The 12,804-nt window shown below is 68.7% G+C and carries 12 protein-coding genes and 1 pseudogene; 8 read left to right on the top strand and 5 right to left on the bottom strand.

All coding sequences use genetic code 11. The features are described 5' to 3' along the window. The first annotated feature begins 606 nt into the window (after positions 1-606). The 4 genes and pseudogenes from ACIOMQ_RS32670 to ACIOMQ_RS32655 all read left to right on the top strand — a co-directional run bounded on the left by ACIOMQ_RS32670 (position 607) and on the right by ACIOMQ_RS32655 (position 3,002). A complete protein-coding gene (locus tag ACIOMQ_RS32670; protein WP_402191491.1) occupies positions 607-1,122 on the top strand; it encodes a hypothetical protein in 516 nt (171 codons plus the stop codon). Positions 1,123-1,490: 368 nt separating this feature from the next. Beyond that, complete coding sequence (locus ACIOMQ_RS32665; RefSeq protein WP_402191488.1) at positions 1,491-1,826, top strand: hypothetical protein; 336 nt, start codon at positions 1,491-1,493, stop codon at positions 1,824-1,826. Positions 1,827-1,833: 7 nt separating this feature from the next. Beyond that, positions 1,834-2,259 (top strand): annotated as a pseudogene (locus tag ACIOMQ_RS32660) (site-specific integrase); the annotation flags it as partial. 95 nt (positions 2,260-2,354) lie between these two features. Continuing rightward, on the top strand, positions 2,355-3,002 hold the full coding sequence (locus ACIOMQ_RS32655) for a methyltransferase domain-containing protein (RefSeq protein WP_362211358.1): 648 nt from the start codon (positions 2,355-2,357) through the stop codon (positions 3,000-3,002). 272 nt (positions 3,003-3,274) lie between these two features. Here the strand turns inward: ACIOMQ_RS32655 and ACIOMQ_RS32650 are convergent, their stop codons facing one another. After that, entirely contained in the window at positions 3,275-4,150 is an 876-nt protein-coding gene (locus ACIOMQ_RS32650; protein WP_402191486.1) for a tyrosine-type recombinase/integrase, read from the bottom strand. A gap of 165 nt (positions 4,151-4,315) precedes the next feature. Between ACIOMQ_RS32650 and ACIOMQ_RS32645 the strand changes: the two genes are divergently transcribed. Next, positions 4,316-4,576 carry a hypothetical protein gene (locus tag ACIOMQ_RS32645; protein WP_362211352.1) on the top strand — a complete coding sequence of 87 codons (261 nt, stop codon included), beginning with the start codon at positions 4,316-4,318 and terminating at the stop codon, positions 4,574-4,576. Here ACIOMQ_RS32645 and ACIOMQ_RS32640 read toward each other — a convergent pair. Beyond that, positions 4,566-5,870 carry an MFS transporter gene (locus ACIOMQ_RS32640; RefSeq protein WP_402191484.1) on the bottom strand — a complete coding sequence of 435 codons (1,305 nt, stop codon included), beginning with the start codon at positions 5,868-5,870 and terminating at the stop codon, positions 4,566-4,568. The genes ACIOMQ_RS32645 and ACIOMQ_RS32640 overlap by 11 nt on opposite strands. A 200-nt stretch (positions 5,871-6,070) precedes the next feature. On the opposite strand from ACIOMQ_RS32640, the gene ACIOMQ_RS32635 reads away from it, so the two are divergent. Beyond that, entirely contained in the window at positions 6,071-6,664 is a 594-nt protein-coding gene (locus ACIOMQ_RS32635; RefSeq protein WP_362211346.1) for a hypothetical protein, read from the top strand. Positions 6,665-6,973: 309 nt separating this feature from the next. Here ACIOMQ_RS32635 and ACIOMQ_RS32630 read toward each other — a convergent pair whose 3' ends face one another. From ACIOMQ_RS32630 to ACIOMQ_RS32620, 3 genes are all read right to left on the bottom strand, one after another. Then, positions 6,974-7,702 (bottom strand): SDR family oxidoreductase, encoded by a 729-nt coding sequence (locus tag ACIOMQ_RS32630; RefSeq protein ID WP_401269383.1) that lies wholly within the window; start codon positions 7,700-7,702, stop codon positions 6,974-6,976. A 925-nt stretch (positions 7,703-8,627) separates the two neighbouring features. Beyond that, positions 8,628-9,401, bottom strand: coding sequence for a LuxR C-terminal-related transcriptional regulator (locus ACIOMQ_RS32625; RefSeq protein WP_402191480.1), 774 nt, complete (start codon positions 9,399-9,401; stop codon positions 8,628-8,630). Between the two features lie 31 nt (positions 9,402-9,432). Continuing rightward, a complete protein-coding gene (locus ACIOMQ_RS32620) occupies positions 9,433-11,136 on the bottom strand; it encodes an amidohydrolase (protein ID WP_401941598.1) in 1,704 nt (567 codons plus the stop codon). Positions 11,137-11,282: 146 nt separating this feature from the next. Here ACIOMQ_RS32620 and ACIOMQ_RS32615 point away from each other — a divergent pair, with 146 nt between their 5' ends. Next, on the top strand, positions 11,283-11,561 hold the full coding sequence (locus ACIOMQ_RS32615) for a hypothetical protein (RefSeq protein ID WP_362211334.1): 279 nt from the start codon (positions 11,283-11,285) through the stop codon (positions 11,559-11,561). A 989-nt stretch (positions 11,562-12,550) separates the two neighbouring features. Continuing rightward, complete coding sequence (locus tag ACIOMQ_RS32610; RefSeq protein ID WP_362211331.1) at positions 12,551-12,691, top strand: lasso RiPP family leader peptide-containing protein; 141 nt, start codon at positions 12,551-12,553, stop codon at positions 12,689-12,691. Positions 12,692-12,804: the final 113 nt, after the last annotated feature.

Below are 12,804 nucleotides of genomic sequence, written 5' to 3'. Positions count from 1 at the left end.
ACCGAGCTCGTAGATCTCGGCCTTGCTGCCGTCCGCCAGCGTCTGGGTGCGGACCGGGGACGCCGCCTTGGCCTTGGCGGCTGATGCGGCGGTGCGGTGCGCGGCGGACGTGGCGGCGAACATCTGGGAGCCTCGCGATTCGGACCGGGCATCAACGAAGCGGCTATGGACGGGCGTACGGCTGGGGTATTCCCACTGGAGCTGAACGAGTCCCGGAAAGTCGCATTGAACGGGTCCGGCAGGCACAGCACTGTCTCGAACGACCGCGGGGTATCGGGCAGAGGCTCATCCCCCTCGCCCTGCTCAGCTGTCGAACCAGACGACGAGTCTGACCGCCTCATTTCCGTACGGCATCCGGTCACCACACGGCTCACGGCACCTTTGACGCATTTGGCTCGTCCCTCGCGCGCCCGAGTCGGACACCGCTCACGGGCGCGGAGCGGGAACAGGCCGGGGTCGTCCCCCGCGCACCCGGGTTGGCCGGCCTGCCCCCTATTGCAGGCCGCGCGAACAGGGCTTGACACGGCGGCAGAAGCGGCCACGTGAATCACCATGTGCCTCGGCTGTCGGTCATCGTCGTGACCGGGCTTGGCCTAGGCTGAGCCAATGTTCGACAACGGCGCACCACCGAGCGGCTCGGGCACTGAAGGACCTGGCGTTGACACGGAGCTGCCCTCAACCCTGCATATCGCCGGGCTCGCGTTGACACGGACGGAGAGCCCTCCGTCACTGGCCTGCTGGACCGGCTACTTCCCGGAGCCGGCAGGCGCGGAACCGGCCAGGATATGCCTGGTGATCGAGCCGGCCGCCCCGCCGGAAGAGTCCACCCTCCAACTCGCTCACGACGTTGTGAGCCGTTTCGGCGTCTTCGTCGACCAAGCCCTGGAGTACTGCCGCACCCGACTCCGGGAACGACACTTTGAACTCACAGCCGAAGAACTGAGCCGGCTGGACCTTCCAGAGTTGCCACTGGCAGTCCCCGAAGCAACGGTGTGGGCCGACCAGACCTGGGCAATCCGCTTCGCCGAGAGCGGGCTCCGACTGGCAGACCCCTACGGAATCCTCGTGACCTTCAACGGAACACAGCCTGTCGACGTCCAGGGCCTCGACGGCGAGCAATGAGACGCACGTTCCGCGTCAAGCGGTCCACCCCCAGCTGCGGCACGCTGTGAGCCGTCCCGGCCTGCCCGGCTCGTGCACGTCGTAGGGCAGCGGCCTCGCTGTCCGACGTCGCCGCTGGGTGCGGATCGCCTCTATCGGGGACAACGCATCGTCCAGCACCGTCTCCGTGATGGCTGGACCGACCGACGACCGCATGCGCTATAGTTGATCTTGGAAGTTCGCCGCGGCCTGCGGCAACTGACGCTGCGTTGGTGGTCCAAGGAAAGACACCCCGCTTCCTGCGGGGAAATGCAGGTGCAAGGCCTGCCCAGCGCTCACTCGCGAGGCCCTTCCCCCCGGTGGGGGAAGGGCCTCGTCACGTTCCCCGCGTGCCCCGGAGAACCTCCGCACAGCCAGCGCCCGCGAAGGCCCCGCAACAACGACCGCGAGAGGCGCGACGCCGTGATCGACCAGGTCCGGCAAGCCTGGCCCACCTTTCCCTCGGCGGCGTCGACGCCGCTCTCGACCTGGATCACGAGGTCATCGACACGATCGGTGGTGTCGGCTCCGCCCGCACCACCAGCGCACTCGAAGAACCCTGCGGACAGCTCGCCGACCACAAGCGCACCCCTGTCGTGGCCGGCTTCCCCGCCTACGCGGCCCGATCCCGCTCACTCCTGCTCGTCGTCACCATCAAGGCTGGGGCCCCGGGCCGGTTTCGTTGATCTCTGACTGGCACGGTCGTGCTCTCGTGGCCCAATCCCTCCCGCCGCCGTACAGAGCGCAGCGGAAGCGTTCCTCGACTCACTCGGCAACGCGAACACGGTCCGCAACTACGGGACCGGGGTCGGTAAGACCGTCGAATGGCTCGGCGAGACCCGCCCGCTCGCGACGGTCGCGGACGACGAGATCGGCGGCGTCCTCGAACACTTCTGGGGCGAGGCTGCGGTCAACACCTGGAAGCCCGCCGGGCATCGGCGCTGTCGTGGCTGGGCTGGTGCGGCGAGCAGGGGGTGCGACGGCCCGAAGGTGTCGGCATGGGCAAAGCGGACGGCCCCGCCGGACTCAGAGACCCCAGCCCGCTCAAAGATGGCCATTGACTCGCTGATCGCCCGCCGCGACGCCCACCTGCGGGAGAAGACGCCGTGGCGGATGCTCTAATCTCTGAACTAGCGATAACCCGGGCGGACCGGCGGGAGGGAGGATCGTGATCCTCTCGGCTCGCCTCAGCGCCAGGAACTACTATCGCGAGCGTGATCGAACACGATGCCCTCAGTGCCACCCGCGAGGCCTACGACGCTGCTGCCCCCACCTATGCGCAGCTGTTCCGCGACACGCTGCGTGACAGTCCCCTGGACCGCGCGATCTTGAGTGCCTTCGCCGAGGTCGTGAGTGCGAGTGGGGACGGTCAGGTCGCGGACCTGGGATGTGGCCCTGGCTATATCACCGCATATCTGGACGAGTTGGGGCTGGCGGCGTTTGGCGTTGATGCCTCTCCTGCGATGATCGAGCTGGCTCGACAGGCCTATCCGGGCCTGCGGTTCGACGTGGGCTCGATGGCTGCGTTGAGCATCGCTGACGGCGCGCTGGGCGGCGTACTCTCACGTTGGTCCATCATCCACACCCCGCCGCAGGAACTCCCCGTCATCCTGGCGGAGTTCCATCGTGTGCTGGCACCTGGCGGCCACCTTCTGGTCGGCTTTTCAGCAAGCGATGACCCGTCTCACCCGACGCAGGTCTTCGATCACGCAGTCACGCCGGCCTATCGGTGGTCGCCCGATCACCTCGCCGCGATGCTGCGCAAGTCCGGGTTGGCCGAGGTAGCCCGGATGGTTCGCGAGCCTCAGCCCACCGACCGACGGCAGTTCCAGGAGATCCAACTGCTCGCCCGCAAGGCCTAGGTAGGGGCTGTCTGGCCGAACGCACGACCGCATCCAACTTGCCGGGCAGGGAGCCGACAGGTCCAGGCTTCGACTCGCGATCAGGGCTCACCGCCCGTTCTCTGCACTTCGCCATCGCGGCGCAATCAAGCGGGTGTTGGGATGATTCAGTGGCCGCCGGGTGCGGGCCAGGCTCTCGGACTCTTCGTGTTCCCGGTGTGATTCACCATGGGGATGCCGAGATCAACAACGCTGCGGGGGCGGGACGGCGGTCGAGCTGTGCGAGATTTTCCTCAGCGCCGACGAGACTGATCTTCAGTCCCTCGACATCGCCAAGCCATCCTTCGCGTTCGGCCTCCGCGATGCGGGCGTGAAGACTGTCGCGGATCTCGACGAGACGCATCCGCTGGTCGGGGTCGGCGCTTCTCGGTACGGACGGAGCGCTGGAAAGGGAGCGGAGTCGGCTCCAGCCATTCGTTCTCGTGCCAGTCGTAGGCGCGGACCAAGGGGATGGCGCCTGAAGCGTCGCGTACGCGGCAGATGATCGTGGTGCCCGCTCCAAACAGGATGTCCAGGCTTTCCGGCCGGTAACCCGATGCCGGAAGGGGGATAGTGCGTGCGGCGGCCTGCCGGGTCTGCTCGGTGTGATGAGCCAGCAGCCGACGGACCACTGCCTCCTTGCGAGGGGTGAGGTAGAGCTGCACCGTTGCCAACTTCCGGTGTTCAATGACGAATTGGACATCAGCGAGGGAGAGATTCGGGTCCTCGGCCATCCGATGGGCTGCGGTGTGCCCCAGGGCATGCAGCGTCGCAGTGGTGCCCGCCTTGGCGTTGGCACGCTCGAACATCCGGTGGGCGGCGTGGTAGGCAAGCGGCTGGGACAGGTCCCTCAGCGTCCACCACAGCAGCATCCGCCGTCCTCGTGGGCCCGAGTCCTCCATCTCCAGCTGGTAGAGCCGCAGCCACACGAACGCGTCGGTCGAGGCAAGAAGCTCCTGGACCTCCCCGGCGCCCTTCCGGACCACCGCGATCAGCTCCCGTCCCGGATCAACTCCGCCCTGCCACGCGGTCAGCAGCTCGCCGGCGTGGGTACCGGTGGAGATGTAGAAGGCGACCAGGACCCGGTCCCGGCGCGAGGGCAGGCGCGCGAAGATCTCGCTGAACTCCACGTCCGGAATGCTGCGTGGTTCCCGCTTGGGCACCGTCGACCGGTAGAGCCCGGTGCGCTCATTGCGGGGCGGATCCAACGGGTTGCGATGCGCGTGAGCTCGTCGGCCCCGGCGGGAACGGTCCCGTGGGAAGGGATTGAGTACCGGGCCGTTGCCCGCGCCGCGGTGAAACACGACGAGGAGACCCGGGTGCTGCCGAAGACCAAGGTCGATCTGTGCACGGCGCTCCGCCGCGACGCGCGCGCCGGCCTGTCGAACCGCGCTCTCCAGCGGAAGTACGGCGTCGGCATCTTGGCGGTGAAGAGGGCTCTGGAGTCCGCTCGGCCCGAGCCGCCCAAGGAACCGGCGCCCAGGGCGAGACGGCTCCTCGCCCACCCCGTAGTCGTAGGCCTCAGCGACGCCCCCGCGCTCACCGTCAACTCGTAACAACGGGGGTGGGCGCGGGCGCGGGTCGGGGAACATCGCGCATGTGGCGGAGCGGGGAGAAGAACACGAACCAGCCGGCCGCCCAGGAGCCGACGAACGCCAGCCAGAGTGTGGGCCGTATGCCGATCAGCGTGCCGAGTACTCCGCCGAGGATGCCGCCGAGCGGCATCGTGCCCCACACGATCCAGCGGACGGCCGCGTTCATACGGCCCATCAGCTCCGGCGGTGTCACCGACTGCCGGTAACTGAGCTGTGCGACGTTGTAGACCATCGCGGCGAAGTACGCGATGCCCCAGCCCAGCGGGAACAGCAGCACCCCCCAGCCTCGCCAAGCGGCCGCCGCGATGACCTGCGGCGCGCTGAAGACCAGAATCGACACCCAGATGATCCGCGCCGAGCCGACCTTCTTGGCGAGCCGGCCGGCGAACACTCCCCCGGCCATCCCGCCGATGGCTGCGCCCGCCACGATCAGCCCGGTCAGCTCGGGGCGCACGTGCAGCACCCGGACGAGGAAGACCATCGCCAGCGCCGAGCTCATCCCGGAGAACAGGTTCGCGGTGCCCGTGCACGCCACGACCCTCCGCAGAATCCGGTGCCCGACGACGAACCTCAGTCCCTCGGCGATCCGGCGCCGCAGCGGCTCGTCCGCCGTCCGCGCCGACGGCGGCTCCTCCCGCTTCCTGATCCCGAGAATCGACAGCACCGAGATCGCGTAGGAGACCGCGTCGGCCGTCATCGCCCCCGCCGCGCCGAGCACCCCGACCAGTCCACCACCCAGGCTCGGGCCTCCAAGCTGCGCGAACGCCTGAGTCGTCCCGAGCTTACCGTTGGCGGCCATCAGGTCCTCGGTGCGGATCAGCGACGGCACATAGCTCTGGTAGGAGACGTCGAAGAACACCGTGCACACACCCGCGGCCACCGCGACCACGTACAGCTGAGCCATCGTCAGGACGCCGAACGCCGCCGCCACCGGGACCGAGCCTATGATCACCAGGCGGAGAACATTGCAGACGATCATGATCGAACGCTTGGCGCCGCGGTCCACCAGCGCACCCGCGGGCAACGCGATCAGCGCGAACGCCGCCGTGGTGGCGGCGGTCAGGAGCCCGGTCTCGAGCGTGCTCGCCTTGAGCGCGACGACCGCGAGCAGCGGCAGCGCGATCTGGGTGACCGCCGAGCCCATCTCGCTGACCGTCTGGCCGCTCCACAGCAGTATGAAATCCCGCTGACGCCATAGGCCCGTACCGTCGAACTCCGGCTCCGCATCCTGTAAATCCTTCGCTACTTCTGTCACAGCTCCAACTCCACTCTCGGATCCACGACCCGGACTGTGCCGCTGGTCACCAACACGCCGACACCGCGCTCTCGGTTCTCGCCGGCACCTCCCGGCGTCTCGTTCGAGAACCAATGTCAGAGCTCACCGACACCCGTTCTCCGCCTCACCTGCTCAGCCACCTGGTCGCCCATGAACGGGGCGTCCGGGAACAGAGGACAATGCAGCACATGGATGACGCGTTCACACTCCTTCGGCAGGCCGTCGATCTGCTGCCCGAGGACGCCGTGGCAGAGAGCGGCCGGACGGTCGGGGATGTTCGCGAGGACATCGGGCGCCAGGAGTGGGAGATGGTGCTCGGCGTTCTCATGGAGATCGGGGATGTCCACCCCGTTTCTCTTGACTTCTGGGGGCTGCTCGCCGAAGCCGCTCGGCAGATGATGCTCGACCGCAGCCGCCGTTGGTGTCAATGGCGGGGCTGGGAAGTCGAGCACGGCACTGTCCGGGCAACGTTGAGCCTGACAGATGCGGAGGAGGGCAGACGTCGAACTGCCTTTTCCGGGGACGGTCGGCTCAGGCCGATGTGGGACATCGGCAACCACACTGCCGACGGAGAACGCGGGCTGAGCATCGCAAGGCTGTGGGTGGAGTACGCGGAAACGCTCGGCCCGGGAGAGACCGCCGACGTCCGGCTGGCACCCTTGCGCCCCGAGCAGTGGAGGCATCTGAAGTGTGGTGACGTGATCACCATGCACGAAGCCCGACCTGTTGCCGGCACGGCCACGGTGATCGAGGTCTTGCCGCCGCGCGCCTGAGTCCACAGCGTGGCCCCATGTGCGCCGCCAGCGGCCCGATGGCCGTCAGCCGTGGCCGGGGCTGGGGCCAGGGCCAATGCCGGAACATGATCCATGGTTTTCGGGCACTGGGCAGCAGTCCGGGCAGATGGCGGGGCGCGGGCCGGGGCGGCGACCCGACCACCCATTGCCGTAGCCAGCGCGCTCGTGCCGGAGCTACTGGAACCCGCGGACGCCCGGCCTGTGGTCGCGCTCTGCCGGGCGTCGAGGCTGCCGGCTACTCGAACCGTCCGCGCCCGGCCGAACGGGAAGCCGAAGGACGCGAGCGCTTCAGGAGAGCCAGTCGGCGTAGCGGGTGGGGGCGAGGTGGGCGTCCCTGTCGGTGAGGACGTCACCCCTCACAACGGAGAACATGCCGGCGGTGGGATCGGTGACGACGGTGCGGCTGTCGGACTTGTGGGACAAGGTGATACGGCCCAGATCGTCCAGAGGAAAGACCTCGGGGCCGGCGATGTTTCGAATGCCTTTCAGTGGGGCGCCCGCGGCGACTTCCGCCACCGCGTCGGCCACGTCCTTGGCGGCGATTGGCTGAATCGGCGTGGCGGGCAGCCGGACGGTGTCACTGTCGGCGGTCCAGGACAGGACCGCGTCGATGAATTCCATGAACTGCGTCGCGCGGACGATCGAGTAGGGAATCGGTCCGGCCGCGAGGATGTCCTCCTGAAGCGCTTTGGCCCGGTAGTAGTCCAGCTCAGGCACCTGGTCCACGCCGACGATCGAGAGAATGACGAAGTGGCGGATGCCCCCCTTCTGCCCCGCGGCCAGAAGGTTGTCCATTGAGGTCCGGAAAAAGGCCGGGGAAGCTTCGTCGAAGGTCGGGGAGTTCGTCAGGTTGACGAGGACATCGGCCCCCGCCACCGCCTTGTCCAGCCCCTGGCCACTGATGACGTCGATTCCGGTGGACTGTGAGTGCGGTACCGCCTCGTGCCCGGCGGCGTTCAGATTGTCCACGACCTGCGACCCGATCAGCCCGGTACCACCGATGACCGCGAATTTCATAAAGCGCCTTTCGTCGGATACATCCGTAATATGGCACACAATTCCTATGCAGGCGTTTGACCTGATGCCGTGGTCGTGGCTCCGGCCGACGTGTTGCTCAACTGGTCGGCTGCCACGCTCAGTGGCCGGCTGAAGCGGCCGGCCACGGTTATGTCTTTGCACGGTAGTTGTCGCCTTCGCGTGCACCAACCTGCAAGTTCCCTTGAACGGAGCACCCTGATGTCTCCCCTACCGGTCTCGCCGAGGGCGTCGATGGTCACGATGTAGGAGTGCTGCAATTGGGCGGTGATCCGCGCTTCACGCAGAAGACCGGGCACGTGCGTCGTCGCCGCGGCTTCCACCACCGGCGAGCGAGGAGATCGCCTAGACGGCCGTGGGCCGACCCGGTGTCTCGTCCTGGGCCTCCCACACCCGGCCCGTGCCACCCACGCTGGGCCCCTGCCACCCTCGCCTGGTGTCGCACCAACCGGTAGCGGCCCCCGAGAAGCTCATCTCGCACGCCACGCCTCCCCGCTTCGAGCTTGTACCTCCTGCCACGTACCCGCCCGGTGGAGATCACGACACGGTCGCGGAGGCGACGCTCCCGACACCCAGAAACCTGCCAGATGGCAGGCACACTCGCCAAGGCCATCACCTGGTCCGAATCGGAAGGCAGTTGGGTGCTCACCAGTGATCCTGGCGACAACAAGCACGCTGTGCGGCAATTGCCGTACCGCGGCTCAACGGAGGCGTGACCATGCATTTGATTCGACGGGTTGAGCACGGAGCGGGCAGCGCCTACGGCAGCACAAGATCGTCCAACCCGCGGGCGTGGGGCCCCAGCGGCCCTGCCTCAACCCTCTGTTGTCGCTCCAGCAGGTGAGGGAACGGGGTGGCCCTCAGGGTCACGTCCGCGATCCAAGCGCTTCGCGCTGCCGGACTCGGATCAGCGGGAGGGTTCGATTCCCCAGGCGGCGGCTCGGGCGGCGGCGGCCGATCGGTTGGGGAGGTCGAGCTTGGCGAGGATGTGCTCGATGTGGGTCCCTACGGTGCGCGGCGTGATAAACAGCCGCTCGGCGATCTCCCGGTTGGTGCGGCCGGCGGTCAGTTCGGCCAGCACCTGGAGCTCTCGTGGCGAGAGTCCGCCAGGCCGCCGCGCGCCCGGGTGCCGTGCGTCCGCGGCGATCTCCTCGGGCGGCGGGCCTGCGCAGGGATCGACGGCCGCGGCGAGGGCCTCGGTGAGCAGGGTGACCACAGCGCGCGCCGGATCGGGCGCGCGCCGCGGCCTGCGGGTGCTGACGTTCAGCATGCCGACGTACCGGCCGTCGGTGGCGAAAAGGCACTGGGCCACGCCGTCCTCGATACCGAGGGGAGACAGCACTTCCTGGAAGCCCGGGGATGCCGCCAGGAGCTGCCAGGGGACGTCCTTGAGCCAGAGACCGCCTCGGGCCGGGCTGCGGAGCACGGAGAACACCGGGTCGTGGTGGAGGCGGGTCTCGATATAGGCCGTGGCGTCGTCCGGGTAGCTCCCGGCCAGGGTGGTGTGGCGCCGGTGCAGCGGATCCCATTGGGCCAGGGAGGCGTGGTCGTACTCCATCACCTCCGACAGCGCCGCCAGGACCGTGTCGACGCCGGTTGCACCGCTCGTGGCGCTCCTGGCGGCCTCACGGACGTGGACAGCCGCGTCCAGGATGTCCGCTCTGCTCCGCTCCGCTGTCATCCCCCAAGGATGATCATTTGTTCGGAATACGTCAATCGCGAAGGGTGTCGTGCACGACCTGCCCGTCCATGACGGTGAGGACGACGGGCATCTCCGGGATGTCGTGGGGGTCGGCGGTGAGCAGGTCGCCGTCGAGCACGCAGAGGTCGGCGGCCTTGCCCGGCTCCAGGGAGCCCTTCCAGTCGTCGGCGAAGTCCTGCCAGGCCGCGTCGATCGTGTACGTACGGATCGCCTCGGCCAGGCCGATGCGCTGCTCGGGGCCGCTGACGCGGCCTGTGGCCTTGGACTCGCGCAGGATCATGGTGGCGACGCCCTGGCGCCAGTCAGGGTGCGTGACAGGGGCGTCGGACCCGCTCGCGACCCGTACTCCGGCGTCGATGGCGTCGCGGTAGGGCCATGCGTACGCGGCCCGTTCAGCTCCGACGAAGTCCTCCTCCATGTCGGCGACGGTCCACTTGATGGTGGGGTTCATGTTGACGCCGAAGCCGTGCGCGGCCAGCACCTTCATGCTGTGCTCGGTGAGGAGGTCGCCGTGGATGACGTAGTGGCGGGCGTCGGGCCGCGGGTGCTCGGCCACGGCAGCGGCGAAGGCATCCGCAACGGTGTCGCACGCCCGGTCGCCGGTGACGTGGACGCCCAGCTGGTGCCCGGCGGCGTGGGCATGCCGGATGATGGCGTCGATCTCGGCGATCCGCTCGGCGTCGGTCTCGCCGCCGACGCACAGGGAGCCGCAGCCGCCGCCGACGTACGGCTCGTGCATCCAGGACGTCTTGTTGGGGACGATGCCGTCGGCGAAGATCTTGACCCCGTGGATCGCGAGGCGTCGAGGATCGGCGTCGCCGGACTCGCCGAGGGCGGTGAGGGTGCGGGCGAACTCCTCGGCGGTGCTGGCCATACCGGTGGGCAGGAGCAGAACGCCGAGGCGGGCGGTCAGTTCGCCGTCGGCCAGCAGCCGACGGTAGACGTCGAGGGTTTCCGCACCGAGCGCGCCCCGCATGATGCCGTCGCCGCCGGGGCCGAGTCCGGGCTCGGTGTAGCTGGTGATGCCGAGCCGGGCGAGTGTGGCGAGGTTCGACCTGATCGCGTCGGTCCGCTCCTGCCGGCTGAGCGGCGGCAGCGCGTTCTGGATGAGGGCCTGGGCCCCCTCGTGGAGCAGCCCGGTCGGCTCCCCGTCTTCGTCCACGACGATGGCCCCGCCGGGCGGCGCGACGGTGTGCCGGCCGATCCCGATGAGCTCCAGTGCCTTGGAGTTGACCCAGGTGGCGTGCCCGGAGAAGGAGTACAGGACGACGGGGTGGTCCGGACTCACCGCGTCGAGGTCGTGCCGCGAGGGCAGCCGCGACGAATCGGAGACGCACTCGTCGAGGTAACCGGTGTCCCAGCCGTGCCCCGTGATCCACTGTCCGCCCGGAACCCGCTCGACGGCCTCCCGTACCTCCTCGGCCACGTCCGCGAGGGAGGACACGGCAGGATGGCTGAGGTCGAGGGAGAGCGGCGGCGTCGACATGCCGAAGGCGCATCCGTGCAGATGGGAATCGTTGATACCGGGAAGCAGCGTCGCCCCCCGCAGGTCGACGACGCGGGTGTCGGGTCCGACGAGCGGCGCGACGTCGTCCCGCCCGCCGACGGCACTGATGACCCCACCGGTCACCGCCAGGGCCGAGGCGACGGAGAACTCCGCATCGACCGTGACCACTCGCCCGCCGAGAAACACCAGATCCGCATACGTGTCCACAAAAGGTCCTTTCGAAAACCGGGCGCACCACGGCCACCCGTGAACGCTCTCCCGAGGACTATGGCCACGCCCCCACCCCCCGCACATCGGTCATCCCACCGATACGCGCTCTCGCCGTGGGCGGCTGACGCCTCGTACTCGGGATCGTGTCGGGCTTCGGGCAGGCAGAGTGCGAATCGCGGTTCGCCGTGGGCGCCCCGGGCACCGATGTGGGCGGTGGCGACGAGCTCGCGGTCGTCGGAGAAGTAGCGGAGGCCTGGCCGGCGCACATGGAGCCGGTCCACTGGCTCAAACAGAACAAAGAGAACAAACAGCCCTACTGTCAGCAGATGAAGCCACTGCTCGACACCTACGCAGACCGACTCGCCCAAGCCGTCGACGCCGAACGCTCCGGTCACCGACTCGCACGCTCACTCGCCGGTTGAAGCGCTCACTCACAAGGGGGTCAGCCACGAGGAGGCAGCCGCAAGGGAGTTCGGTGGCTTACAGCGCTGTGCAGCGATCAGAAGCCGAGCTCGATGCAGTCGATGCCGCGTGGCGGACTGTGCCGACCAGGCGGGGCAGCACCCACCGTGCAAGGGCCATCCCGGGGCCTCGTCGAGCGGTCACTCGTCGACTGCGGCAACGTGGTGCGGGGCATCGAGGGTGGTGCGCTCCCTGCCGCTCCACCCGGTTCCGACACTGCCCACCACCGCGGAGTGTCCTCGGGCTACTCCCCCACCAGGAACGCGCCGGGGAGACCGGCGAGCCGGCCGCGGCCGGGCACCCACCCTCCGACGATCGCTTCGGCGGTGCGGACGCACCGGATCTTGATCCACGCACGGGAGCGGACACCTGGTGCGTACCGGGAGCCGAGCCGAGCCGCTTCGCGAGCACGCCCATCCAGTCCCGCCGCCCGGGTCGTATCCAGTGCCTGAGCCCATGCCCGACAACCGCTGCCGACGTCGATCAGCAGGACCCGTCCAGACCGCGTTCCGCGTTTGGGGTGGCCGGCGGAAGCCGGCCGGGGTGCCTGGCAGTCCGTCGGGCGGAAGGCAGCCGGGCCGCCGAGGCGGCCCGATCTTCGACGCATTGTGCTGCAGACAGCGGCGCCCGCATCGGCCGTACCTGACCTTACGGAGTCGGCGCCCCCGCCACAGCGGCCTGCGGCCGGGCTGCACATCAAACTCTTCGACCGGCCGGCAGCCGTGGCCCGACCGTCGAGCGGGGCCTGCTCGGGAGCATGGGGCGCAGGGCGGGCGTACGGACGCGTTCGTCAAGTGCCTCACTTTCACCCGTGTTCGGGGTGTGGATGCCTCGCAGTCCTTCGTTGGGATGGTGGTCTCCGGGACGTTGTGGCGTGGCGGGTCCGGCTTGTGGGTCACTGTCGGTAGCAGGTGGATCGTCCGCCCGTGTTGATCTGGAGGTGCTCACCTTGAGCGAGACGCTGAACATCGAGCCCGCTGACGTGTACGAGGCCCCACTGCTGGCCGAAGTCGGCGACTTCGCCGACCTCACCCAGGGCAATACCGGAGTGCATCCCGAGGCGGGCGCTACCTGGTACGTCTGGTCCTGACCCGGTGTGCGGGTGCTGGTACGTGGCCGCCATGCGGCGCGGGCCGGCACCCGCACACCCCCGGTAGACCGTCGTCGCGGGAGAGCCGCCGGCGGAAGGAGTCCAGGGTCCGT

The organism is Streptomyces sp. NPDC087845 (assembly GCF_044742755.1).
Classification (GTDB): Bacteria; Actinomycetota; Actinomycetes; order Streptomycetales; family Streptomycetaceae; genus Streptomyces.
This window is presented reverse-complemented; position numbering and strand designations above follow the sequence as displayed.